Source organism: Mesoplasma lactucae ATCC 49193, assembly GCF_002441935.1.
GTDB lineage: Bacteria > Bacillota_I > Bacilli_A > Mycoplasmatales > Mycoplasmataceae > Edwardiiplasma > Edwardiiplasma lactucae.
In genome coordinates, this window is sequence record NZ_CP023668.1 from 33,591 (window position 1) to 59,632 (window position 26,042).

Sequence of the window (26,042 nt, forward strand, 5' to 3'; positions counted from 1 at the left end):
GGGAAGTTAAGAATATATGTCACGTATCGGAAATAGATCTTTAACTTTACCTGCAGGTGTTGAAATTAGCGTAGCAGCAAATAACGAAGTAACAGTAAAAGGACCAAAGGGAACTCTTATAAAAGAATTCTCACCTTTAATTACAATTGATGTAAAAGATGGTGCAGTAACCACCACTCGTGCAAACGAACAAAAACATACTAAACAATTACATGGAACTACAAACTCAATCATCAAAGGGATGATTGAAGGAGTTTCAAATGGATTCTCTAAAGAATTACAAATCGTTGGGGTTGGGTACCGTGCGCAATTAGCCGGAAACAAACTTAACTTATCTTTAGGATTCTCACACCCAGTTGCATATGATATTCCAGAAGGAATTACCATTGAAGTACCTAAACCAACTATTGTTATTGTCAAAGGAATTGACAAACAATTAGTTGGTCAAGTAGCAGCTGATATTAGATCATACCGTCGTCCAGAACCATACAAAGGTAAAGGAGTTAGATATGCTGATGAGCACATTATTAGAAAAGAAGGAAAAGCAGCCGGTAAATAGGCTGTAAGAGGAGATTAGAGAATGAAACACACTAAAGCAGAACAAAGAAAAAGAAGACACTACCGTGTTAGAAACAAAATTAGTGGTACTGCTACAAAACCTAGATTAAATGTTTTTAAATCTAACACTAATTTCTATGCTCAAATAATTGATGATACTACTGGTAAAACATTAGTTTCAGCATCAACATTAAAACTAAACGACTTAAAATCTAAATCAAACATTGAAGCAGCAAAAGCTGTTGCCAATGAATTAGCTAAAGAAGCTAAAAAAGCCAATATCACTGAAGTAGTATTTGATCGCAGTGGATATTTATACCATGGTAAAGTAAAAGCATTTGCTGATACTATGAGAGAAAACGGTATTAAATTCTAGAAAGGGAATAAGTGAATGACAAACGAAGAAACAAAAGTAACTGCTCAAACAACTGAAGTAAAAGCTCCAGTTGCTAAAGCAGACGAAAGAACAAGTAGAGCTCCAAGAAACGACAGAAACGATAAAAGAAAACCAAAACGTAATACTCAAAACCGTCGTCCTCGTCAAGAAAAAGACGATTTCGAAGAAAAAGTAGTAACAATTAGACGTGTTACTAAAGTTACAAAAGGTGGACGTCACTTCCGTTTCGCAGCTGTTGTAGTTGTAGGAAACAAAAAAGGACAAGTAGGATTTGGAACAGGTAAAGCAAACGAAGTTCCTGATGCTATTAAAAAAGCCGTAAAAGAAGCTCGTAAAAACTTAATTACTGTACCTTTAAGAGGTACAACAATTCCTCACGAAATTTTAGGAACTTATGGAGCAGGTAAAGTTTTAATTAAACCTGCTAAAGAAGGGACTGGAGTAATTGCTGGGGGACCTGCTCGTGCTGTAATTGAACTTGCCGGAATTTCAGATATTTATGCTAAATCTCTAGGATCAAATACACCAATCAACATGATTAGAGCTACTCTTGATGGGTTAGCTAATGTTCAAACTCTTGACCGTGTAAACGAATTAAGAAAGAACAAACCAACAAAAAACACAACAACAGAAAAAGTAGCTCCTAAAACAACTGAAGCTGCTATTGCTTAAGGAAGGAGAAGGTATCGATGAAATTAAACGAATTAAAATCAACAAAAGGAAGTCGTAAAGACGTAACTAGAGTCGGTAGAGGTACTGGATCTGGAAAAGGTAAAACTGCTTCACGTGGACACAAAGGACAAAACTCACGTTCTGGTGGTGGAGTTAGACCTGGATTCGAAGGAGGACAAACTCCTTTATTCAGAAGATTACCAAAAGTAGGATTTAACTCACTAAATCGTAAAGAATATGTTTTAATTAACTTAGGACAAATCGAAAACTTCGATTTTAATGATATCAACCCAAAAACCCTAGTTGATAACAAAATCATTAAAAATGAAGACGTTTTAGTAAAAATTTTGGGAAACGGTACATTAACTAAAAAAGTTAATGTTAAAGTTAACAAAATCTCTCAATCAGCAAAAGATGCTATTGAGAAAAATGGGGGAACTGTAGAGGTGTTTTAGTTGTCAAAACTTATTAAAGCTAGAAGAGATAAAGAACTAGCAACTAATAAAAAAAGACATTCTAAAAAAGTAAAAAACGATTTCGACAAGTCAAATTTCTTTGTAAAAAACAAGGATTTGATTTTGAGAATCGTTTTTACTTTTTTTGTACTTGTTATAATCCGCGCAGGGATGTATTTAACTGTGCCTGGAGTTACAATCGATCAAAAAGCGATGAGTGACGCTCAGGGAATGGATTTTTTTCAATTAATGTCTACTTTAGGTGGAGGAAGTATTGGTAAATTCTCAATTTTAGCATTGGGAGTTTCACCATACATCACTGCATCAATTATTGTTCAACTACTTTCAACAGATGTTATTCCAGTTTTAACTAACTGGGCTAAGTCTGGAGAGCGTGGGAGAAAGAAATTAGACCGCTTAACTAAAGTCTTAATGATTCCGTTTGCAATTATGCAAGCTGAAGCTACTGTCTTTACGTTAGCAAATATGAAGAGTGCTGATGGTAAATCAGTTATCAATTTAGCTTGAGAAACTGCAGGAAGCCAAGTTGGAATGGCTCCAGCTGCTTTCTACTATGTCTTGATTCCGTTAATTATGTTAGCTGGATCATATCTAATGCTATGAATTGCTGATCAAATTACTGTTAGAGGTGTTGGAAACGGAATTTCAATTATTATCTTCTTGGGAATTATTACAACATTCCCAAACAACTTTAAATCAAGTTTCCAATATTGAATTCCTTCAATGCATGAAAGTGCTGGGATACTCTTTAGCGGAATAATTAAATTTGTAATTTATGTTGTTGTGTTCTTATTAGTTATCTTCTTTGTTGTTTTAATGAATGAAGCCGAACGTAAGATACCAATCCAACAAACCGGTAGTGGTCTTGTTAAAACAGAAGATTACACACCATACTTACCGTTGAAATTAAATAATGCTGGAGTTATTCCTGTTATCTTCGCATCAGCGATTATTTCAACCCCAATTACAATTGCACAAATTGTAAGAGCTGGAAGTCCAAATTCTGGATTTGTTAAGTTCTGTGACAATGTCTTGTCATTTGGAAGTTGATGAGGAATTGCGATTTATGCAGTCTTAACGATTGCCTTCACATTCCTATATGCCCAAGTGCAAATCAACCCAGAAAAAATCGCTGAAAACTTTAAAAAGTCAGGAACATTTATTCCAGGGATTAAACCTGGAAAAGACACAAGTAAATTCTTAGCTGGAACAATTAATAGACTTTCAATTATTGGGTCATTGTTCTTAGCAATTATTGCTGTGTTACCATACATCATTTCTAAAATCACTGGTTTACCCTCACAATTTGCAATTGGAGGAACTGGATTAATCATTTGTATTTCTGTTGCAATTCAAACAATTCAACAACTTAAAGGTCGTGTGATTCAACAATCATTTATCGACAAGAAAAAACAAAAATTCGGCGACAAACAAGTGATGGAACAAGAAAGAGAATCTCATATTTGATAGGAGAATGTTAATATGAATATTATTTTATTAGGAGCACCTGGTTCAGGAAAAGGAACACAGGCTGAAAAATTAGTTAATAATCAACATTTCGTTCAGTTTTCTACTGGAGACGTAATGCGTAAAGAAATGAAAGAAAATACACCTCTTGGTCAAGAATGTAAAAAATACATTGATAATGGTCAATTAGTGCCAGATTCAATCGTTAACGCAATGGTTGATAACTACTTAACAAACGAAAAACACGATAACTTAATCTTCGATGGTTATCCAAGAACTTTAGATCAAGCAAAAGAATTAGACAAAATGTTAGCTAAATTAGATTCTAAAATTGATCGTGTAATCTATATTGATGTTGCGCCTGACATTATTATGGAAAGAATCAGTGGACGTTTAGTGTGTCCAGTATGTAAAAGAAGTTATCATACAACAAACCGTAAACCAAAAGTTGAAGGAATTTGTGATTATGATGGAGCTAAATTAGTTCGTCGTAGTGATGATGAACCTGAAAAGGTTAAAACTCGTTTAAAAGAATACGAAAAAAACACTAAACCATTAATTGAATACTACAAAAACATTGAAAAAGTAGTAAAAATTGATGGACAAGATCCAAATCCAGAATATGCTTATGAACAAATCCTTAAAGACTTGGGGATGAATAAGTAAAAATGGTAACAATTAAAAACGAAGAACAAATTGAAAATATGCGTAAAGCTGGAAAGGTTCTTTCTGAAGCTCTACACATGCTTTATGACAAAGCACAAGTTGGAGTTAATATCCTTGATTTAGATAAAGCGTTTGCTGAATTTATTGCTAAAAATGGATGTGAATCTAACTTTCTAGATTATGGTGGATTTCCAAAAACTATTTGTGTTTCAATCAATGACCAATTAGTACATGGGATTCCTCGCGACCGCGTGATAAAAGATGGGGATATCGTCAGTATTGATGCTGGATGTATCTATAATGGATGACATGCAGATTCAGCTTTTACAAAAATTTGTGGGACACCGAAAAGTGAAAAAGATGTTATACTATTAAGGGTGACTGAAAAATCTCTTGATATGGCAATCGAACTTGTTAAACCAGGTGCGAGAATCGGAGATATTGGTGCGACAATCCAAGAATATGTAGAAAGTTTTGGATTTTCTGTACCAAGAGATTACACTGGACACGGAATCGGCGCTGAAATGCATGAAGATCCCTATGTTCCAAACTATGGATCACATGGATCTGGGATGAGACTTCGTGCTGGAATGGTTATTTGTATTGAACCAATGGTTCAAGAAGGTAGTCATTTAACCAGAACTGATCCAGATGGATGAACAGTGTATTCAGTCGACCACAGCAATAGTGCTCATTTTGAACATACTATTTTGGTCACTGAAACAGGTCATGAAGTATTGACACGTTATAAAGGAGATAAATAGATATGGCTAAAGAAGACTTATTAGAAGTTGACGGGACTGTTGTTGAAGTTTTGCCAAACGCAATGTTTAAGGTGAAATTAGAAAACGACGTTATTATAGATGCCCACGTGTCAGGTAAAATCCGAATGAATTACATCCGCATTTTACCTGGAGATAAGGTAACTGTCGCAATTTCACCATATGATATGACACGTGGAAGAATTACATATCGTTTTAAAGGTTAATATCCAAAAACGATATTTAAAAGGTTATAAAATCAAATCTTTTGTCAATTGTTCTTTTTGATAGAAGTAAAATACTAATTTAGATAAATTAGTTTTTTTGTAGATGGAGGGCTATAAAGATGAAAGTAAGATCATCAGTCAAGAAAATTTGCGACAACTGTCGTGTAATTAGACGTAAGGGACGCGTAATGATTATTTGTATCCACCCCAAACATAAACAACGTCAAGGGTAATAACCTGACGAGTTTTGTTTTATTTGAATAAAAATAGTAAAAGAAAGGAATTGAATTAATGGCTCGTATTAATGGAGTAGAAATACCAAACAATAAAAGAGTAGTAGTTGCTTTAACTTACATTTACGGTGTAGGACCAACAACATCAGAAAAAATCTTAAAAGATGCAAACATTTCTGAAGATATTCGTGTTAAAGACTTAACAGAAGAACAAATTAAAGAAATTACTCAAGGATTAAGTCATGTTAAAACTGAAGGAGATTTACGTAGAGAAACTTCTTTAAACATTAAACGTTTAATGGAAATTGGAAGTTACCGTGGAATTCGCCACCGTAAATCATTACCAGTTAGAGGACAATCTTCAAAAACAAATGCAAGAACTGCTAAAGGTCCTAGAAAAACTGTAGCAAACAAGAAAAAATAGTAGAAGGAGTTTATAAGATATGGCAAATAAAAGACCACAAGGTAAGAAAAAAATCAAAAAAAATATCCCTAAAGGTATCGCACACATTCATTCTACTTTTAATAACACAATTGTTACTATTAGTGATGAAAAAGGTAATGTATTATCATGATCAAGTGCTGGTGCATTAGGATTTAAAGGATCTAAAAAATCAACACCATATGCTGCTCAAATGATTGCTGAAGCAGCTGGTAAAGGTGCAATGGACAACGGTGTTAGAAGCATCGCTGTTGAAGTAAAAGGTCCTGGACCAGGACGTGATGCTGCTGTAAGAAGTTTACAAGCAGTAGGTTTAGAAATTTCTTCAATTAAAGATACAACACCAATCCCACACAACGGAGTTCGCCCTAGAAAACGTCCTAGAGGTTAATCAAGATGAAACAATTTACAAGACCTGATTTTAATCTTTTAAAAGAAGAAAAAAGTAATTCTTATGGGGAATTTATGGTGGAACCTCTTGAAAGAGGTTTTGGAACTACTTTAGGAAACGCAATCCGTAGAACATTACTAGCAGCAACCCCTGGAGCTGCAGTGTACGCTATTAAATTAGATGGTGCACCACATGAATTCATGTCACTTCCAGGAATCGTTGAAAACGTATCAAGAATCGTTTTAAACATTAAACAACTAGTATTAAAAATCGATCCAAAAATGTACGGAGACGAAGAAGTAAAACTAAAAATTAAAACTACTACACCTGGAGACATTACAGCTGGAGATATTGAAGTTCCTGCTGGAGTGGAAATCTTAAATAAAGATTTACACATCGCAACTCTATCAGATGGAGGAGTATTCGACTTAACTTTATATGCTAAAAATGGTCGTGGATATAAATCATTTAAAGAAAATAAAGAAGAAGTCAAAGAAGTCGGTTTAATTACTATCGATTCTAATTATTCACCAGTAACAAAAGTTGCTTATCATGTTGAACCTACCAAAATTGGTCGTTCAATTGATTTAGAAAAATTAATAATCGAAGTAACAACAGATGGATCAATCACACCTGTAACAGCAATTTCAATTGCTGCTAAAGTGCTAGTTGCCCATTTAGAATACTTTGTAGACTTAAACCAAGAAATTAACGATTTAGAAATAATCGGTGTTGAAGAAGAAGATAATCAAGAATTGGACGAATCAATTGATGATTTAGACTTCACACAACGTTCATTAAACTGCTTAAAAAGAGCAGGAATTGAAACTTTAAGAGATTTAGTTTCTCGTTCTGAAGATGAAATTCAAGAAATTAGAAATCTTGGACGTAAATCATTCAAAGAAATTAAAGATAAAGTAAGCAATCTAGGTTTAAACTTTAAACAAGATTAATAAGAAAGTAATAGAGGAGGTTAGTTTTTATGTCATACATTCAAAAACGTGGTAAAAATACCGCTTGAAGAGAATCATTAATGCGTAACTTAACAACTGAGTTAATCCTTAATGAATCATTAGAAATCACTGAAACAAGAGCTAAAGAATTAAGAAAACACTTCGATCACATGATCACTTTAGCAAAACGTGGTGACTTACATGCTAGAAGACAAGCTAATGCTTGATTAAGAGATATCCAAGCAAACGAAAAAGAAACTGCTTTACAAAAACTATTTACTGATTTAGGAAAACGTTACAAAGACCGTAATGGTGGATACACAAGAATCCTTAAATTAGACAACCGTAAAGGTGATAATGCACCAATGGTTATCATTGAATTAGTTTAAGAAAAAGTTAAAAAAATAAATGAGATGCACTTAGGTGCATCTTTTTTTGTATTGTGATATTCTTATTTTGGAACTGTTAAATTTAAGGAGGTGTTACATTGGCTACAACTCTTGTATATAATGATGCAAAACAACGACACGAGTTCTCTACACGTGTTAAACAGCATCCAAATTACGAAGCAATGACTTTAGACCAAGCTTGGGATTGATATTACACCACCCGTATTTTAGAAGTCTATTCTGACGATTTTAAAAAAATTCTTTCTTTAAATACTTATAATGTTGATGAAACAATGAAAGTATTTGAAGGGGAGCTACAATTAGAAAACCGTGAAACAGCAGAATTCTTCTTAGCGTATGCTTACGATGGTAATATACCAACCATAATTGTTAACTATAAGTTCCCATTTAATTAAGAATTTCTCACATAAGTAACTACATCAAATAATAAATGTGGTTCAACACTTGTTGAATGTCACTCATCCGAATTGATGTTAGGTGCATAAATATCACCAACATAGTTATCTTTGATATAGCTGACGATTAATTCATCAGCATAAGGTAAAACGAGATCAAAAACTTCTCTTCCCCCAATCACAATTAGTTCTTTTGAACTATTTTGATATGGTTTGATAAAGTTATTTAAATCTGAGATAAGCAAAACTCCTTCAGGCAACTGAAGGTTTTTTTGATGTGATAAAACAATATTTTTTCTATGTTTTAATGGTTTTTGATATAGAGAATCTCAAGTTTTTCTTCCCATTAAAACATCATGATTAATGGTTGTTTTAACAAAATGTTGCATTTCTTCTTTGATATTTCAAGGTAAATTATTATCTTTAGCTATAACACCATTCATACTTTGAGCTCAAACTAGTTTAATCATTGAAATTTCGCCATTTCTTCCTATTTTTAAGTATTATCACATATAATTGAAGTAAGGTTTACTATTATTTTGTTTATAAAAAGTATAAACTAATAGTAATAATTATACTTATCAGATGAGGTATCCATGAAAGAAAACGAAGCATTAAGTCAATATAGTAAAGAACGTTTAACTAAAAAAGATCTAAACGATTTTTCTATTAAATTAAATGATTTAAATGAAAAAGTTGATGAATCTTTAGAAGATTATTTAGATACCAAAAAACAATATAACCAAAAACAAACAACAAAAGAACAAGTTAAAGCTAAAAAAGAAGTTTATGAAAAAGCTAAAGAACGTTATAATAAAGCAATTAAAATCAAAGCTTTTAAGAATAACTTAGACAACATTAATAGCATTGTTAATAAGATGGATGAAAATGATCCAAGTTATCAAAAAGCTAAAGAAGAAGAAAAATATGCTCAACAACTTTATAACGATTTTAAAGAAGTTGTGAGAAGTCGTGGTAAATATGGAAGTTTAGAAAAACTAAATGATATTGCTGTTGAAGTTAAAAACTTATCATTTTCATATGATGAAAACGGACCATTAGTTTTAGATGATGTTTCTTTTAAAATTAATAAGGGTGAATATGTAGCAATCGTTGGTCATAACGGAAGTGGGAAATCTACTTTATCAAAAATTTTAATTGGAGTTATTACTCCAAATCATGGAACTGTTAAAATGTTTGGAAATTTAATGACTCCACAAAACGTTGAAAAAGTTCGTCAGTTTATTGGAATTGTTTTCCAAAACCCAGATAACCAATTTATTGGTTCAACTGTTCAAGATGACATTGCTTTTGGTTTGGAAAACAAACGTGTTGATCCAAAAGATATGCCTGGAATTATTCTCGATGCAGCAACAAGAGTTGGAATGCAAAACTATTTAGATAAAGAACCATTAATGTTAAGTGGGGGACAAAAACAAAGAGTTGCGATTGCTTCAACTTTAGCCTTAAACCCAGACATTATTATCTTTGATGAAGCTACAAGTATGTTAGATCCAAAAGGAAAACGTGAAATTAAAGAAATCATGGTTGATTTAAAAAATGAAGGTCACAAAACTATTCTTTCAATTACTCATGACATGGATGAAATTTTAAACGCAACTAAAGTTTTAGTTATGAACCAAGGAAAAATGATTAAGTTTGGAACGCCAGATGAAGTTATGAAAGATAAAAACTTCCTTCGTTCAGCTGGATTAGAACTTCCGTTTTATGGAATGGTTGAAGAAGCTTTAGAAAAACAAGGTTTAACTATTAAATCTGGTGCAAAAACATTAGATGAGTTGGTGGATAATATATGCAAAATCAAGTAAATAAACAACAACTTCGTCTTGCTAAAAAAGAAGCTAAGCTTGATGATAAAAAAAGAAAAGCTTTTGATAAGAAAAACAATAAACCTTATTTTGAACAACTTAAAGAAGCTAAAAAAACCAAATCTAAATTTGATTACACTAAAGATATTGATTTAAAAGATGTTTCTTATACTTATTCAAAAGGCTCACCTTTTGAATTCAAAGCTTTAAACAATGCTAATGTTACTTTGAAGGATGGAAAAATTACTTGTATTATTGGAACCACTGGTTCTGGTAAATCAACTTTAATTCAGTTAACAAACGGATTATTAATTTCAGAAACTGGAGTTTCTTTAATTGGAAACTATCCAATTCCTGCTGGAGTTAAAAAACTTTATGATGTTAAAGAATTAAGAAAAGAAATTGGTTTAGTTTTCCAATTTGCAGAATACCAATTATTTGAAGATACAGTAGAAAAAGATATTTCATTTGGACCAATTCACATGGGTGAAAACAAAAAAGAAGCAGTTGCTCAAGTTCCAAAATTATTAACTTTAGTTGGCTTACCAACTAACTATGCTTCACGTAGTCCTTTTGAATTATCTGGAGGACAAAAAAGAAGAGTTGCCATTGCTGGAATTTTAGCAATGAATGGAAATACTCTTGTTTTAGATGAACCAACTGGAGGATTAGATCCCCAAGGTGAAGAAGATTTCATGAATTTATTCTTAAACTTGAATAAGAAATATGGAAAAAGAATTATTATGGTTACTCACAACATGGATCAAGTTTTAAAAATTGCTGATGAAGTAATTGTGATGCATGAAGGAGAACTATTTAAAAAAGATACTCCTTTTAAAATCTTCTCAGACAAAGCTGTCTTAGAAGATATGGAGATTGAACCACCAAAAGTATATGAGCTAATCTATGCTTTAAAAGATCGTGGAATTGATTTAACAGGAAAAGAAATTAGAACTGTTGATGATTTCGCTTTAGAGTTTAAAAACTATTTAGACAATAAAAAGAAAAAATAAACCATTAAAAGAAAGGAAGAAAATATATGCGCTTATCATTTGGTCGATATATCCCGATGAATTCAGTAATCCATCGTATGGATCCAAGATTTAAATTAGCAATGATTATTTTATTAATCGTAGCTATTTTCTTCCCGACTGGTTATACTGGGTATCTTGTTTTAAGTACTGCAATTTTAGGATTGTACGCTTTATCAAAACTAAGTTGAAAAATGCTTTCAAAACTATTAATTCCAGCTTCAATTATTTTCTTAGTTATTTTCATTATTAACATGTTCTTAATGAAAATAACTCCAGATATGATTAATGCAATTAATAGTAATCCAGAATTTTCAAGTTATTATCATCCTAGTGGAAACGGATTTGCTGGATTTATTCCAGGACCAAGTCAATGAATAACTTTTAATGGAAATGACGTTAAAATTACCGCTTTAGGTCATTTCTATCGTTGAAAAGCTTTCTGATTTTCAGAAAAAGCTGTATATAGTGCCTTTTTAATGGCATGACGTATTTTCTTAATGATTACTTTAACAACAATTATTACTGGAACTACTCAACCATTAGAAATTACTTTAGGGTTAGAAGACTTAATGATGCCATTAAAATGAATTGGAGTTCCAGTTTATATTCTTTCAACTATTATTTCACTTGCTTTAAGAATGATTCCAACCTTAATGGATGAAGCTGGAAGAATTATGAAGGCTCAAGCTTCAAGAGGAATTGATATGAAAAATGGAAATATCAAAGATAAAGCTAAAGGTTTAGTTTCTTTAATCATTCCCTTATTAGTTTCATCATTCCAAAAAGCAGAAGACTTAGCTTATGCAATGGACGCTAGAGGATATGATCCTCATGCTAAAAGAACAAGATTCCACCAATTCAAATTTAAATGAGTTGATTTAGCAATCTTTACTTTCTATGTTGCAATTGCTGTTTTAATGATTGTTTATTCAGTTACTTGTCCAACATCTGGAAGTTTCTTACATATCCCATACATTGATAAACTAACTGTTTATTAGAAAGAATTATTAATGAGTATGTTAGATTTTAAATACCATTATTTATTAACTATTAGTTATGATGGTTCTAGTTTTAATGGTTGAATTATTCAAAATAATAAAAGAACCATTCAAGGTGAATTAACAAAAGCCTTAAATAAGTTAACAAAAAAAGCAGATTTCAGTCTGCTTGGCGCTAGTAAAACTGATGCTAAAGTTCATGCTTTAGATCAAAAAGTTTTGTTAGGTGTTGATTTTGAAATTAAGAATTTAAGCTTATTTAAAAGAGGACTAAATCGTAGTTTACCTCTCGATGTTAGAGTGAATGATTTAATAACCGTTGATAAAGATTTTAAAGTTCGTGATGTAAAACAAAAAACTTATCGTTACACAATTAATGATCAAAACTTTGACTTATTTACGCAACGTTATGAATTAAATTGGTTTGAAGAAGAAATTGATATTAATAAACTTCAAGAAATATTTAACCTTTTTGTTGGTAGTCATGATTTTTATTTATTCTCAGGTTTATCTGAAAAAGAAAAAGCTGATTTTAAAACCACAAGAGATATTGAAGAAATTAAAGTTTTAAGAAATAAAGAAAATAAGATTGAAATCTATTTCAAAGCCAAAGGATTTATCCGTTATCAAATTAGAATGATTGTTGCTGCAAGCTTACAATGTTATTTAAATTCAAAAAGAAGTAGTGTTGAATTAATCAAAGAACGTTTAAACGGTAAAGGGGATAAATCTCCTTTTAATATTGATGCAAAAGGTCTTTGTTTAATGAAAATCGAATATTAATGTTCTATAATAAAGACGTGAAAAAATGTTGGGGTTTCGAAAGAAATACAATGTAAAAGTGATTGATGTAATTTCAATCACTTTTTATTTTGTCAAAAATCAAATGTATAATACCTATGTGAAGAAATGATGATGGTTTCAGAAAAACATTGTTACTTTTAAAAATATTTATATAAGATAGATTAATCATTATAGATATTAAGATGTATAATATAAGTGCGTTGAAGTAACATGAGTTTCGAAAGAAACACAATTACTTAAAAATGGTTGGCTAACAACCATTTTTTTATACCAAAATAAAAACACGGACTGCTATTCCCGTGTGATTACCATAATTATTACTATCCGAAGAGAATAATAATTATTACAATAATAGCTATGATTGAAGTCACAGCTACAATTGCTAAGAGTTTCATTAGTTTTCCTTTCCGTTGGAAAGGTAAATTGTACAAAACAATCACTCCTTCCTTTACCATTAAGGAACTAATGCTATTCTACGTTGAAGTAACATGAGCCCCTAGGACAACGCTTCGATCGAAATCGCCAGCAGTAAGACAAAGTCCATAAATTAATTTTACATTACATTTTTTTAATCATTTGCAAGTGAAATTTCAAACGATTTTTAAAAATCATCCTATTAGTTTATTGAAGAAAAACTTCTTTAAATTCAGTTGTTATTATGGAATTAAACCTAAATGTGAGATATGATTTAAACAAGTGATACAGATAACTAAAACAATGTCACTAAATAATAAATAAAGTTAAGAATTAATTATTGATATTTTATTTAAGTTTTTGGATGAGCATTCCTATGAGTGTGAGAAGGAAATTAAAATTAATATGAATTATTAATTATTCGTTCTGTATGACTAATGATAGGTATAAACCTATCTTTTTTTATTCTTTTTTGTGCTGAAATAAGTTAAAATAAACTCATAAGTTTTAATTATTATCAGATAATAGAAATATAATTATAAAAGACTTTAAAAACGTTTAAATAAATTAACAATAAAAAAGAGAAAGGGAATGTGGAATGAAACTTAAGGGATTTAATTTAATTGTTAAGAACTCATTTCGCAATGCCTTTCGTTCTTGATCGCTATTAATTGGGCTAACCCTTTTAATTGCGATGTTATCTTTAGTAATTTCATTAATTAGTTCAATTTCTAATGTTGTTATTAATAACTATAATGAACTTGCTTCAATTTCTAATTTAAGAGATATTGTAGCTGATGTTAATCAGCAATTTACTGTTAAAACATCAACAAATGATAGTGCTGATGGAGATGTGCCAAGAAACAATGTTGAAGCCCAACAATACTATATCTATCGTTTAAATGAACAATACAAATACACAAACCCTAACTTAACTTTTGATTGATCTAGAACTGATGGAAGAAACTTTATGGGGGTTAAAAATCATGATAATGATTTAACCATTAAAGGAGTTGCTAAAACAACTAGTTTTACTTCTGAACATCGTGTTGATCAATTAGTTATTTCAGAAGGAAAAGGATTTGGTAATAGTGCTAGATATACTGTTATTGATTCTACTTTTGCTAAGAAAAACAAAATTAAAATTGGTGATATTGTTCGTTTCCAAGAAGATAACTTAGGAAACCAATTTTTAGTTAAATCTTTAGAAAATAATATGGATCCTAAAATTCAAAACCAAATTGATAGTATTGAAGATTTAGATGATCCAAATGATACTTTTAATAAGTTATTTTCAACTTATAAATGATTCCAAGTTGTTGGTTTTGGAGAATCTGTTGATTTTACAATGCCAATCATTTCTCAATCAACACCATTGCCAAATAAAAGAACCGAATTAATTGCTTATGTTAATCCATCAAACTTTGGATTAATTCAAAATGATAAAAATGATTTAGGTTTATGAGCTTTCGATCAAAACCGTTCTCCATTAACTGCTAGTGGGAATGGGGATAGTGAAGCTTACTACTCATTAAAATTTAATAACTTAAATGGTTATAAAATCACTGATGCTGATATTAAAAAAATGAACCTTGATTTATTAACCATGATGGGAAAAGAAAACTTTATTTCATCAAGTGGGTATCAACCAATCCTTTATAAAAACGGGGATGCAGCTTATCCAATGTCTGGAAGAACTGCTGCAATTAAATCAACAATTAAGATTTATCAAATTATTGCTTCAATCATTTTAATTGTCTTAATTATTGTTGTTGTGTTCACAATTGTTTTAGTAACGCAAAAACAAATTAATCAAACTAAATCTCAAATCGGGATTTTAAAAGCTTTGGGATATCGTAAACGTGAAATTGTTTGAAACTATACTTCACTACCATTCTTAAGTGCTCTGTTCGGGGGATTATTAGGATTTATTATTGCACAATTCGTCCAAATCCCAATTTCAATTGTCTTTACAACATACTTTAACCTTGATTTAGTTAAATGACATTTCGATGTTGTAGCATTTGTAGTTGTTGTATTTGGAATGTGAATCTTTGTAACTGCAATTACCTTCTTGATTGCATACTTAACAATGAGAGAAAACACTATTGATTTAGTTTATGCTGCGAAATCTTCAAATATGAGTGAACTTGGTTTATTTGTAAAATCATTAAACCGTTCTAAAAAAATTGAACCAACTATGAGAGCTTCATTATTAGGAAGCTCGTTAGGAAAAATGACTGGAGTTGGATTTGTTGTCTTACTTGCAACAATTCTGATGACAATTACTTTTGCAATGCCAACGTTCTTAAAACATAACGAAAAAGCAAGTTATGAAGGATTGAAATATAAACAATTAGTTGAATATAACGATCCAGTTTACAATAACCCATACACATTCTTAAAAACTTATGATGCTTCAATCAAAGTTCCAGAAGACGAAAGTATTTTCAATTATTCAAAAGCTTTAGGAAAATTAACTTCTAAACCATTGGATAAAGATGGAAATTACGACATGGATAAAATTACTCAACAATTATTATCTGGAAAAATTCCAAATGAGTATTATGCTTTAGAATTAAAAGCTGATCCTGATGGAACTGTTAATCCATTAAATGTTATGACTGCTAACTTAAAAATGTTAAACAGTTATGGAGTAATTCTTTCAACACAATACATGAAGTTAATTTCTGATTTTGCTGAAATTGATCCATTTGGTTGAAACATTTTAAATAATCAATGACCTGATTATTTAAACTTTGTAAATAATATTCATGATGTACCAGTAATTTATCCATCAAATAAAAATGGTGAACAAACAAAAGAATACTTTAGAATTTTACAAACCTTCTATAAAACATATACTGAATCAATTGGTTTAGTTATTACTCGTGATTTCTATGACCCATTAGTTACTAAAGATGGTAAAACTATTGATAAAAAAGATATGACTTATGATGAACAAATTAATCAGTTCAACAAAAAAGTTGGTGTTGATAAAAATTATGATTACTTTGGAACTTATAAAAATGAAAGACGTAATGGTGATTTCACATTTGGAAGTTATCTAACTTCTTTACAACCAAACAATAACTTTACAATTAGTGATTCACAATCACAAATTGGTGCAAATCACATCTTAGGACAATTAAATACACCAACTTCAACAGTTGATAAATATATGACAATTGATCCTGATGAAATCATGAAAAAAGGTACTGATGTTGGAATTGCTGAATTAAATTCTTACATGGCTGATATGTTAGGTTGATATTCAATTTACTTCTCACAACGAAGTGGAACTGCAATTACTCAAGCTGCATATTCACGTCCACCATACTTTGTTCGTCAATACTTTAAAAAAGCATACTATGCAATGAACAATGCTGATGTTTATAACTTCTCATTTGGAGTTACTCCATTTAACCCTGATGAAGAACAATTAGGAGTTAAATTAAAAGTTGAATCAATTGATAAAAAACCTTTATCATTCAACATTTATGGAGTTGAAGACAACAATGAATTCGTTGACTTAAGAGATAAAAACAACAATGACTTAATCAAACGTTTATATGATAAAAATAACGATGATGAAGTTAATTCAATTGTTATTAATGAATCACTTGCAACTAAGTTAAAACTAAAACAAGGTGATGATGTTGATTTAAACATGTTGTATCAAGAAATGAATTCTGATGACAACGGAAATAAAAAAGCATATGAAGTTAATGATTGAGTTCAAGATAACCCGAGAGCCAATAACTTAACTGATAATTATCAATCAATGGCTGATATGAACACTTTAAATGTTCAAGTCAAAGATCCAAACACTGGTCAGTATGATGAAATGAGTGCTGGTTCACTAAACATTAATAATAAACCTGGTGAATTATATGAAAAATTCATGGCTGGAAATGTTAGTGTTGATGAACAAATGCAAAAAACTAAATTCAAAGTAATTGGTGTTCACAAAGGTTATGGAACCCCGATGGGTTGAATTCAAAATGATCAAGCTAAGAAATTGATGAAGTATGAACAAGCCCAAAGATATCTATGGAATACTTTATTTGTAACCCAATTTAAAAATGCCTTTGCTTATACTAACAATGTTAACTTTGAAGTTAAGTATACAAAAGCTGATGGAAAAGGACACATTCCTGGAGAAAAAAACACAGATGGTTTAATGGCTTTAAGTTATGATGAGTTTAAAAAAGTTTATCTTGATGATGAAAACAATCCTCAACATCAACAAGCTTTAAAAATCTGACAAATCTTTAATAATGCTTTCCCTATCTTTAACTTCAAATTCTCAATGAATGAAGATATTGGAGATATTCAAGCTGGAATGCCTTCATTTGATAAACTTGGAGACTATGCTCCTGTGACATTAAACGGGGGAATTAGTGGAAACAAAACTTATGATGGAATTGGTGATAGTGCCATGAGAACAATTATGCCAATTAGTATTTCTCAAGGAATTTTAAACCAATTAACTTCAGTTGTCTTAGCAATTCTTGTTTTAGTAATTACTTTGGTTGTTATTATTACCTTTATTATTGTTTTATTAACAACATCATTAATTATTAAAGACAACACAAGATACATCGCCACTTTAAAAGTCTTAGGCTATGAAAACAAAGAAATTGTAAACATGATCTTAGGAATGTATGCAATTATGATTGTGATTGCCTTTGTAATTGGATTTGTAGCTGGATGATTCTCATTGGTTGGAATCATACATTCATTTGCAATGAGCTCAAGTTTTGTAATTCCAGTCATCTTCCCATGATGGTTAATCTTTGCTGTCATTGCTGGAGTTGGTGGAATCTACATCATTACTTTTGCAGTTGGATATCGCTATGTTGCAACAACAAACGCAACCTTAGTTCTATCAAATCAAGAAATTTAATAATCTAAAAATAAGAACCTTTGAGTTCTTATTTTTTTTCGAGAAATTCACTAAATTTCAGTGTTGGACCACACTTAAAAGGTACTTTACGGTAGAATAAAAACTAAGAAAAGAGGAAAAAGTTATGAAAAGTTTATTAGCTGCTATTGCTGCAACCACTTTAAGTGCGTCACCAGCTGTAGCAACAACAACCACAATTCAATCAAATAAGATTGAAGAAAATAAAAATGATTACGCACTTGCTAGTGCAACAAAACCGAATATCTACAACGGTTACACTCAAAATCAATTGACTGTAATGAATGTTGATGATAAAAAAGACACTTATAAAGGAGCCGCTTACGAAGAAGGATATAAAACAAATATAAAAAATCAAACTGGTGCTGGTAAAAATAAATGGTACGAAAATAATGTAACTGACTATTCTAAAGTATTCAATAATTCAGCCGAAAAAGACAAATGAGTTGCCAATAATAGATGAGTTACTTTAAATATCGAAGTTAAGTACAACACTTGAAACAGTTGATATGGATGAAGTAACCCTTTAGGAACTGGAGGAAAATATACAAATTTCGAAACCATTAATGAGACCTTTGCTTTACAAGGTTCTTCAACTTCAAACCATGACATAAAATATTATACTGATGGTGACCATTCGGAAAATGAAAGAGTCAAATTAGTTGCTAGAGAAATTTGAGAAGGAAATTCTTTAAAAATTGTTTTAAGTTACCAAGGATTAGTAAAATGACAAAGTGGTTCAAATGTGAAACATGCTGGAATTATTGCCGGAAGAAATTCAACTTGAGGTATGAGTAAAGATTATGGAGATTTCGATCTTAAAAATCTTAATGCTTCAAAAATATTAACAACTGTTGGATATGGAACTTATAGAGTTAATATGGATGATATCTTTATCCAAATTCTTCAAGAAAGAGAAAAATTAAACCAAGTTACTAAAGAAATAACTGACTGAAAATTATTAGTATCAACAAACATTTCAGATTTTAATAATGTTATTACTTTTAAAGTTGGTGAAAATGACGCCATTGTAAAAGATATGAATGATGTTTTGTCTGGAAAGTATAATGGATTAGGAACTGATATGGTTATGGAAGTTAGTTCAAATGGAATCACATTGAAATATAACAATGCTACAACTGGTAGAAGTTCAAACAATGTATTTTCATTCCCTTCATCAGCATATGCTTATAAAATAGCAACTGAAAAATTAACTTGGGATGGTATTTCAGGAGCAACATTAGTTAGCTATGCCAAATAATAAATTAATTTTAAAAGACATAAAAAAAAGCTTCAGTAAAAAAGAAGTTTTAAAAGATATAAATATAAATTTTGAGTCCGGAAAAGTATACGGACTTTTAGGAAATAACGGAGCGGGGAAAACTACTTTAGTTAGAATTCTTTTTAATGAAATCAAACCAGATGGTGGTTCAATTCAATATACCGGACAAAACCAAGCCTCAATTAATTATGACAATTGATATTATTTCACCGAAAATCATGATTTACCATTGGAATTTTCAACATATGAATTCTTATGAACTGATGCCATGCTTGCTAAAATTAGTGAAGAAGAATTTAAAAAAAGATTAGAAAGTGCTCAAAAAATAATTCCTATTAATTTTGATTTAAAAACAAAAATTAAAAAGCTTTCATCAGGACAAAAGAAAATGGTTTCTTGTTTAGCAGCACTAATTTGTAAACCTAAAGTTATTTTCTTAGATGAACCAACAGCTAATTTAGATCAAGAAAATAAGGGTATTATTGTTGATCTAATAAATGCTTTAAAAAATGAAAACAGAATTATCGTAGTAATCACACACTTGATTAAAGAAATTCAAGATTCTTTAACTGATGTTGTGATTATTGATGATGGAATTGTTAAAAAAGAACAAAAGTTAACTTCTAAGGATGATGCTTATCAAATTTTCCAAAATACCATTAAGACTGGAAAACCAAAAATTCAAAAAACTAAAAAAATGGAGGAATTCTTAAATGGGTAATTTTGAAAACACAATGTACTTAACAAAAACTAGATTTAAAGCACTTAAATTCAAGAAAAGAAACTTCATCTTATATGGTGTAATAATGAGTCTAATTTTATTATGTGCAATTGGAATTGGAGTCATTGGAGTTACTAGTAAGTATCCAGATGATTTAAGAACTTTTACAAATATTGTAGTAACTATTGAAACTATAATCATTGGAGTATTTTGCATTGTTATGAATGTTTGAATTTTTAGAATGGAGAAAGATACAAAAATAATTAAAAATGAACAGCATTATGGATATAATAGTCGTTCAATTTTCCTTTCGCGCTTAATCGAGTCTCTTGCTTGAGTGGTCTTAATTCTTGTTTCAATAATAATTATTAACTTAATATTTGCTGCAGGATTTGGAGCGTTTAACAATGTTAGTTTATATAAATCTTATTTAATCGCTCTTGGATGATTTGCAATTATGGCAATTATGGCAACAGCCTTAACTATTTTATTTACAACGTTTGCTTCTATAATTTGAAGTACATTATCAACTGTTCTTTTAGTTATCGTGTTAGCTATTTTTCCAGCAATCGGTTCAATAAACGCTATACCTTCAAGTCAAGATGATTTTGATCAATATCAAAATATCTTAAGATATCAAAATACAAGTAAACTATATCCTGCTTTGAAAAGTGATAAGTATACAAAAATTTATGATAATTGAGAAGGCTTCATTATGTATTCTTCGTGGGAAGAGAAAACTTTTGGTTGACAAGAAAAATGAATGAATCCTAATAGTGAATTCGATTTATCTGAAATTAGGAATTTCTATATTACTTTTGATTCAATATTCAGAAATAATGAATCAGAGTTTGAAAAGTTTAAATACACTGATATTCAAAATTTTTATAATAAAAACGCAGCCGATAAAGTAAATGCTGAACCAATTAGAAAATTATTAAAACAAGTTTCAAAAATGGATACTGGAAATTACAAAGAATTAATTTCTATCTTGGAAGATGTCTTTTCTGATGACGATTTATCGTGAGGAATGAGATATTATGATCCATATGGAGACACAGGAAGTTATGATAACAAAATAACTTGAGAAAGTATGGCTAAAGATAGAAAGGCAACACCAGCAATGGTTATGTTTTACCAAGTCTTTGTAAATGCAATGAATAATGTGATTGAAGATATATCAGAAATCTCACATGCAACTCCAGAACAATTAGAGAATATTAAAAAAAGCAGCTACATCTCAGAATTAGCTAATAATACCAAGAAAAGAGCTTTTTATAATCCATTTACTCAATTTAACTTAATGTTTAGCGGAGTTGATTATAAAAATGAATTAGGTTCAAATACTTTAGCTAGTCAAGACAGTGCATTTAGTGCTGTTCCAATCATGAAAATGAATAAATTACCAACTACTGATAATCCTGAAGATTGAAAAGATATTAAAGGTGTTAGAGTTGTTAAAACTGAAGGTTTATATGTTGGATACTTAGTTTTAAACGGATTAATTATCTTTGCAAGTTACTGAATCTTTAAAAAACAAATTCAAAAATAATTAATATTATTCTTAACAAAACGTAAAATTTAATTACGTTTTGTTTTTCTTTTGCAAAGACATTATTTTTTTGTTTTAATCTGATTAAATTTTCATTGAAAAAAAGAATATTAATCCTTATAATTAATTATGCTTACGACACTTTTAACCCCGGACAAGTTAAAGGAGATTAGCAATCATGAAACAAACAACTTTAATCAAAGCTTCTGATATCAAAAAAGATTGATGAATCGTTGACGCTGAAGGACAAACAGTTGGGAGATTAGCTACACAAGTAGCTATGGTATTAAGAGGGAAACACAAACCTACTTTCACTCCACATATCAACAATGGTGATCACGTTATCATCATTAACGCTGACAAAGTAGCCTTCACAGGTAAAAAAGAACAAGGGAAAAACTACTACCACCACTCAATGTACCCTGGTGGATTAAAACGTAGAAACGTTGCCACTGTAAGAGAAAGAAAACCAGAATTCATTTTAGAAAACGCAGTTAGACTGATGTTACCTAAAGGAGTTCAAGGACATAACCAATTCCGTGCATTACACGTATTTGCTGGAACTGAACACCCTTACGCTGCACAACAACCAAAACAACTTGTTGTAAATACTACTAAGAAAAAATCACTTAAAGAAGGAGGACAAGAATAATGGCAGATAAAAAAGTAATTTATCGTGGAACTGGTAGAAGAAAATCTTCTACAGCTCAAGTTATCTTAACTCCTGGAACAGGGAACGTTATTGTTAACGGAAAACCTGCTTTAGAATTTTTCCCATACGCAACTTTAGTTCAAGATCTTGAACAACCATTAGTTGCAACTGGAACTGAAAAAGACTTCGATATCACAATCACTGTTAGAGGTGGAGGATTCACTGGTCAAGCAGGAGCTGCTAGATTAGGAATCGCTAGAGCTTTATTAGAAGCTTCAGAAGATTACAGAAAACAATTAAGAGCAGTTGGAATGTTAACTCGTGACGCACGTATCAAAGAACGTAAAAAATACGGATTACGTGGAGCACGTAGAGCACCTCAATTCTCAAAACGTTAGTATTCAGAAATTGAAGAAACTATGAAAAGAAACCAAAATTATTGGTTTCTTTTTGTTTTTAAACCTCATGATTCTATTTCCGTTTCATTGGAAAAGAAAGTGTAAAAACAGGCTTATTTAACCGTTTTTAAATCTGCTTATAAATATAATTAAAGTAATAGAAGTTAATAGATTATAAGTTAACTTAACTATGAAAGGAAAATGGGTAAATATGATTTATACAATTACGTTAAATCCAGCAATTGATCATGTTATTGAAACAAAAGATTTTGTTCTCGATGAAACAAACTACTATCAAAATGATTATCAAACAATTGGTGGAAAAGGGATTAATGTTGCTGTGTTATTAAACAACCTTCAAGCACAAGTTAATGCACTTGGGATTATGGGAAAAGATAATAGTAAAGTCTTTTTAGAAAAATTTAAAGAAATTAACTTACATAATAACTTTATTATGTTTGACGGAAACACAAGAACCAACTATAAGATAAAAGATCTTGATAATAACAAAGAAACTGAACTTAATGGGTTAGGTGACAGTTTTGATGCTCATAAATTCAAAGATGGAATGGAATTTTTAAGAAAGAACTTAAAGGCAAATGATTTAGTTATTGCTTCTGGTTCTGTTCCAACATCATTACCAGATGGTGTTTATTTTCAAATTGGTGAACTAGTTGAAAAGAAAAAAGCTATCTTTATTCTTGATTCATCTAAAAAATGAAGTTTAGAAGGGATTAAAGCTCATCCTTATTTAATCAAACCTAACTTGCAAGAAATTTGTGAGTTGTTAAAAATTGAATTTAGAAATGATTATTCTTTATCTGATTTAGAAAATATGATTCTTGAGGTTAGAAAACTTGGAGCTAGAAATATTTTAGTAAGTATGGGTGGACAAGGCGCTTTATACTTTTCTGAAAATGATGAACTTTATAAGGTTGGGATTGCTAAAGGTAAAGTTGTTAACTCAGTTGGAGCTGGTGATAGTATGGTTGGTGGCTTTGCTTATGGACTAGTAAATAATTTCTCAATTGAAAAAACCTTACAATATGCAGCAGCTAGCGGTGGAGCTACTGCATTTAGTGAGTGAATTGGTTCAAAAGAATTAATTGAAGAACTTGTACCAACTATTATGATAGAAAAACTAAAATAAGGATAAAACAATGGCATTAAAAGATATGTTTCGTTCAGAGACCTCTTTTTTTGGTTTAGAAATTAAATCTAAAGAAGAAGTTTTAGAATTTTTAAGTGATAAATTTTTAGCAAATAATATTGTTAATAGTTATGAAGATTTATTACAAGCCTTAAATGATCGTGAATCACAAGATTCTACCGGAATTGGGGATGGAATTGCCATTCCCCATGCTTTAAATCCTTGTGTTTTAAAATCAACAATTGGTTTTGTTAGATTAAAAGACCCAATTGACTGACAAAGTTTAGATGGTTCATTAGTTGATTTAGTGTTTTTAATCGCTACTAATGGTAGTGATGGAAATGAACACTTAACTGCTTTAAGCGGACTTTCTCAAGTCTTAGTTAAACCAGAAAACCAAGAAAAACTAAGACAAGTTAATTCTTTTGAAGAATTACAAGAAATCTTTTCTGAAAAACCAGAAGAAGAAAAACCAAGACAAGAAGCTAAACCTGAACATTATGAATTGGTCGGGGTTACTGCTTGTCCAACTGGGATTGCACATACCTATTTAGCACAAGAAAAGCTTTTAGAAATTGCAAAACAACTTGGAGTTAGTGCTAAAATTGAAACCCAAGGTCGTAGGGGAGTTGAAGACAGATTAACTCCTGATGATATTAATAATGCAAAATACATTATTTTAGCACATGATAAAGATTTAGAAGGAATGGATCGTTTTAACGGCAAAGAAGTTATTGATACTTCAACTCAAAATGCGATTTATCATACTAAAGATTTAATTGCAGATTATGATAAACAACCTAAAAAGAAAATTAAAGCTAAAAAAACAGATGACAGTGTTGGAGAATTAGATTTAAAGAAATTCAAAGACTTTAAAGGAGTTTTATTAGCTGGAGTTTCTAAAATGTTACCTTTTGTTGTTGCTGGGGGAATTTTATTAGGATTAGCTTTCTTAATTGATTTCATTGCTTTAAAAGGTGACGTTCCAGTCAACGATGTAAACGCTTTTGGAACCGTTAATAAAGGAGCTGGCTGATTTGCTGGTTTAGGGAAAGTTTCTATGTCAATGATGGTACCAATCCTAGCAGCTTATGTTGCTTATGCATTGGTTGGAACTCAAGGTTTAATGCCAGGATTAGTAGCTGGAATCATTGCCAATCAAGACACTTTACTTTATGTAAAGAATGGTCCGACTCCTGACGCTCCTTGAACTAACCTTTGAGGAAGATTGCTACCAAGTAATCTAGAAACAAATTCTGGATTCTTAGGTGGAATTGCTGGAGCATATCTAGCTGGAATTCTAGTCTTTGGTTTAACAATGGCTTTTAGAAACTTTTCAAAAAGCTGAACTGGTGTGAGGGATATTGTTTTAATCCCTGTTCTTTCATTACTTGGAGTTGGAGTTGGAATGTTTGCTTTAAACATTCCACTTGGATATGCAATGTATGGAATTGAATGATTATTAAAACAATTAGCCTTACACAACTTACTAATCTTAGCTGCCTTAATACTTGGTATTATGGTCTGTGTTGATATGGGAGGTCCAATTAATAAGATTGCTTATGTAATTGGGGTTCTATCTGTAACAACTGGTGATGGTGGAATTGGTGTTATAACTGATGGTGCTAACCAAACAAACGTTTTAATGGCTGCTGTAATGTTAGCTGGAATGATGCCACCATTAGCCATTGCTTTCTCAACTCAAGTCTTTAGAAAGGCTTGAACTAACAAACAACGTGATGCTGCAAAAGCTAACTGAGTTATGGGATTATCATTTGTAACTGAAGGAGCAATTCCATTTATGATTGATGACTACAAACGTGTAGCTGTTTCATCAATGGTTGGTGGAGCTTGTGTTGGTTTATTAGCTGGTGGATTAAAAATCGGAATGCCAGCTCCACACGGAGGAATCTTTGTTTCTCCTTTAGCAAAATCATATCTATTTTCAGAAAATGGAATTGCTGGAAATGGTGGAGCTGCTGTTGGATTTGGAATTGCTATGTATATCTTAATTCCGTTTATTGGAATGGTGATTGCTGGAAGTATGATGGGTGCTTGAAGAAGTCATGATATTAAAAAAGGTAAATTACAATTAACAGAAGCTTAATTACTAAACTAAGTTATTCTTAATAATTAAAATAGTTACTAAAACTAGTAACTATTTTTTGTTTTTAAGAGAAGATAAAAACACTTATTATAAACTTATAAATGTATAGGGCTATGGTATAATGCT

27 protein-coding genes are annotated in these 26,042 nt (G+C 30.8%); 26 read left to right on the forward strand and 1 reads right to left on the reverse strand.

Annotated elements, in window-relative coordinates:
* Window positions 1-16: 16 nt before the first annotated feature.
* The 14 genes from rplF (at window position 17) to CP520_RS00250 (ending at window position 8,048) form a co-directional block, all read left to right on the forward strand.
* Window positions 17-559 (forward strand): 50S ribosomal protein L6, encoded by a 543-nt coding sequence (rplF, locus tag CP520_RS00185; protein ID WP_096862473.1) that lies wholly within the window; start codon window positions 17-19, stop codon window positions 557-559.
* A gap of 21 nt (window positions 560-580) precedes the next feature.
* Window positions 581-934, forward strand: coding sequence for a 50S ribosomal protein L18 (gene rplR, locus CP520_RS00190; protein WP_096862474.1), 354 nt, complete (start codon window positions 581-583; stop codon window positions 932-934).
* Between the two features lie 15 nt (window positions 935-949).
* Complete coding sequence (rpsE, locus tag CP520_RS00195; protein ID WP_096862475.1) at window positions 950-1,627, forward strand: 30S ribosomal protein S5; 678 nt, start codon at window positions 950-952, stop codon at window positions 1,625-1,627.
* 17 nt (window positions 1,628-1,644) lie between these two features.
* On the forward strand, window positions 1,645-2,082 hold the full coding sequence (gene rplO, locus CP520_RS00200; protein ID WP_096862476.1) for a 50S ribosomal protein L15: 438 nt from the start codon (window positions 1,645-1,647) through the stop codon (window positions 2,080-2,082).
* Complete coding sequence (gene secY, locus CP520_RS00205; RefSeq protein ID WP_245832615.1) at window positions 2,083-3,573, forward strand: preprotein translocase subunit SecY; 1,491 nt, start codon at window positions 2,083-2,085, stop codon at window positions 3,571-3,573.
* 12 nt (window positions 3,574-3,585) lie between these two features.
* Window positions 3,586-4,236, forward strand: coding sequence for an adenylate kinase (locus CP520_RS00210; protein WP_096862477.1), 651 nt, complete (start codon window positions 3,586-3,588; stop codon window positions 4,234-4,236).
* Between the two features lie 2 nt (window positions 4,237-4,238).
* Window positions 4,239-5,000 (forward strand): type I methionyl aminopeptidase, encoded by a 762-nt coding sequence (map, locus tag CP520_RS00215; protein WP_096862478.1) that lies wholly within the window; start codon window positions 4,239-4,241, stop codon window positions 4,998-5,000.
* Between the two features lie 2 nt (window positions 5,001-5,002).
* Window positions 5,003-5,224: a translation initiation factor IF-1 gene (gene infA / locus CP520_RS00220; RefSeq protein ID WP_096862479.1), complete on the forward strand. Its 222-nt coding sequence runs from the start codon at window positions 5,003-5,005 to the stop codon at window positions 5,222-5,224.
* A gap of 119 nt (window positions 5,225-5,343) precedes the next feature.
* Window positions 5,344-5,457 (forward strand): 50S ribosomal protein L36, encoded by a 114-nt coding sequence (gene rpmJ / locus CP520_RS00225; RefSeq protein WP_096862480.1) that lies wholly within the window; start codon window positions 5,344-5,346, stop codon window positions 5,455-5,457.
* 58 nt (window positions 5,458-5,515) lie between these two features.
* Window positions 5,516-5,881, forward strand: coding sequence for a 30S ribosomal protein S13 (gene rpsM / locus CP520_RS00230; protein WP_096862481.1), 366 nt, complete (start codon window positions 5,516-5,518; stop codon window positions 5,879-5,881).
* Between the two features lie 19 nt (window positions 5,882-5,900).
* Window positions 5,901-6,290: a 30S ribosomal protein S11 gene (rpsK, locus tag CP520_RS00235; protein WP_096862482.1), complete on the forward strand. Its 390-nt coding sequence runs from the start codon at window positions 5,901-5,903 to the stop codon at window positions 6,288-6,290.
* Between the two features lie 5 nt (window positions 6,291-6,295).
* A complete protein-coding gene (locus CP520_RS00240; RefSeq protein WP_096862483.1) occupies window positions 6,296-7,243 on the forward strand; it encodes a DNA-directed RNA polymerase subunit alpha in 948 nt (315 codons plus the stop codon).
* Between the two features lie 29 nt (window positions 7,244-7,272).
* Window positions 7,273-7,632, forward strand: a complete 360-nt coding sequence (gene rplQ / locus CP520_RS00245; RefSeq protein ID WP_096862484.1) for a 50S ribosomal protein L17 — start codon at window positions 7,273-7,275, stop codon at window positions 7,630-7,632.
* A gap of 98 nt (window positions 7,633-7,730) precedes the next feature.
* Window positions 7,731-8,048 carry a hypothetical protein gene (locus CP520_RS00250; protein ID WP_096862485.1) on the forward strand — a complete coding sequence of 106 codons (318 nt, stop codon included), beginning with the start codon at window positions 7,731-7,733 and terminating at the stop codon, window positions 8,046-8,048.
* Here CP520_RS00250 and CP520_RS00255 read toward each other — a convergent pair.
* Complete coding sequence (locus CP520_RS00255; RefSeq protein WP_096862486.1) at window positions 8,045-8,518, reverse strand: dihydrofolate reductase; 474 nt, start codon at window positions 8,516-8,518, stop codon at window positions 8,045-8,047. The genes CP520_RS00250 and CP520_RS00255 overlap by 4 nt on opposite strands.
* 492 nt (window positions 8,519-9,010) lie before the next feature.
* Between CP520_RS00255 and CP520_RS00260 the strand changes: the two genes are divergently transcribed.
* The 12 genes from CP520_RS00260 (at window position 9,011) to CP520_RS00315 (ending at window position 25,916) form a co-directional block, all read left to right on the forward strand.
* Window positions 9,011-9,877, forward strand: a complete 867-nt coding sequence (locus tag CP520_RS00260) for an energy-coupling factor transporter ATPase (RefSeq protein WP_373423239.1) — start codon at window positions 9,011-9,013, stop codon at window positions 9,875-9,877.
* Window positions 9,862-10,890: an energy-coupling factor transporter ATPase gene (locus CP520_RS00265; protein WP_096862488.1), complete on the forward strand. Its 1,029-nt coding sequence runs from the start codon at window positions 9,862-9,864 to the stop codon at window positions 10,888-10,890. The genes CP520_RS00260 and CP520_RS00265 overlap by 16 nt, the downstream gene beginning before the upstream one ends.
* 26 nt (window positions 10,891-10,916) lie before the next feature.
* The gene (locus tag CP520_RS00270; RefSeq protein WP_096862489.1) at window positions 10,917-11,909 is read left to right on the forward strand and encodes an energy-coupling factor transporter transmembrane component T family protein; all 993 of its coding nucleotides are present in this window, start codon (window positions 10,917-10,919) and stop codon (window positions 11,907-11,909) included.
* Between the two features lie 12 nt (window positions 11,910-11,921).
* Window positions 11,922-12,692, forward strand: a complete 771-nt coding sequence (locus CP520_RS00275; protein WP_245832616.1) for a tRNA pseudouridine synthase A — start codon at window positions 11,922-11,924, stop codon at window positions 12,690-12,692.
* Between the two features lie 1,033 nt (window positions 12,693-13,725).
* The gene (locus tag CP520_RS00280; RefSeq protein ID WP_096862490.1) at window positions 13,726-18,036 is read left to right on the forward strand and encodes an ABC transporter permease; all 4,311 of its coding nucleotides are present in this window, start codon (window positions 13,726-13,728) and stop codon (window positions 18,034-18,036) included.
* Between the two features lie 124 nt (window positions 18,037-18,160).
* The gene (locus CP520_RS00285; RefSeq protein ID WP_096862491.1) at window positions 18,161-19,315 is read left to right on the forward strand and encodes a hypothetical protein; all 1,155 of its coding nucleotides are present in this window, start codon (window positions 18,161-18,163) and stop codon (window positions 19,313-19,315) included.
* Window positions 19,305-20,057, forward strand: coding sequence for an ATP-binding cassette domain-containing protein (locus CP520_RS00290; protein ID WP_096862492.1), 753 nt, complete (start codon window positions 19,305-19,307; stop codon window positions 20,055-20,057). Before CP520_RS00285 ends, CP520_RS00290 begins: the two co-directional genes overlap by 11 nt.
* Window positions 20,050-21,609: a hypothetical protein gene (locus CP520_RS00295; RefSeq protein ID WP_096862493.1), complete on the forward strand. Its 1,560-nt coding sequence runs from the start codon at window positions 20,050-20,052 to the stop codon at window positions 21,607-21,609. The genes CP520_RS00290 and CP520_RS00295 overlap by 8 nt, the downstream gene beginning before the upstream one ends.
* A 178-nt stretch (window positions 21,610-21,787) precedes the next feature.
* A complete protein-coding gene (rplM, locus tag CP520_RS00300; protein ID WP_096862494.1) occupies window positions 21,788-22,261 on the forward strand; it encodes a 50S ribosomal protein L13 in 474 nt (157 codons plus the stop codon).
* The gene (gene rpsI, locus CP520_RS00305) at window positions 22,261-22,659 is read left to right on the forward strand and encodes a 30S ribosomal protein S9 (RefSeq protein ID WP_096862495.1); all 399 of its coding nucleotides are present in this window, start codon (window positions 22,261-22,263) and stop codon (window positions 22,657-22,659) included. Before rplM ends, rpsI begins: the two co-directional genes overlap by 1 nt.
* Window positions 22,660-22,870: 211 nt before the next feature.
* Window positions 22,871-23,809 (forward strand): 1-phosphofructokinase, encoded by a 939-nt coding sequence (pfkB, locus tag CP520_RS00310; RefSeq protein ID WP_096862496.1) that lies wholly within the window; start codon window positions 22,871-22,873, stop codon window positions 23,807-23,809.
* Between the two features lie 10 nt (window positions 23,810-23,819).
* Window positions 23,820-25,916 carry a PTS fructose transporter subunit IIABC gene (locus tag CP520_RS00315; protein ID WP_096862497.1) on the forward strand — a complete coding sequence of 699 codons (2,097 nt, stop codon included), beginning with the start codon at window positions 23,820-23,822 and terminating at the stop codon, window positions 25,914-25,916.
* The last annotated feature ends 126 nt before the right edge of the window (window positions 25,917-26,042 follow it).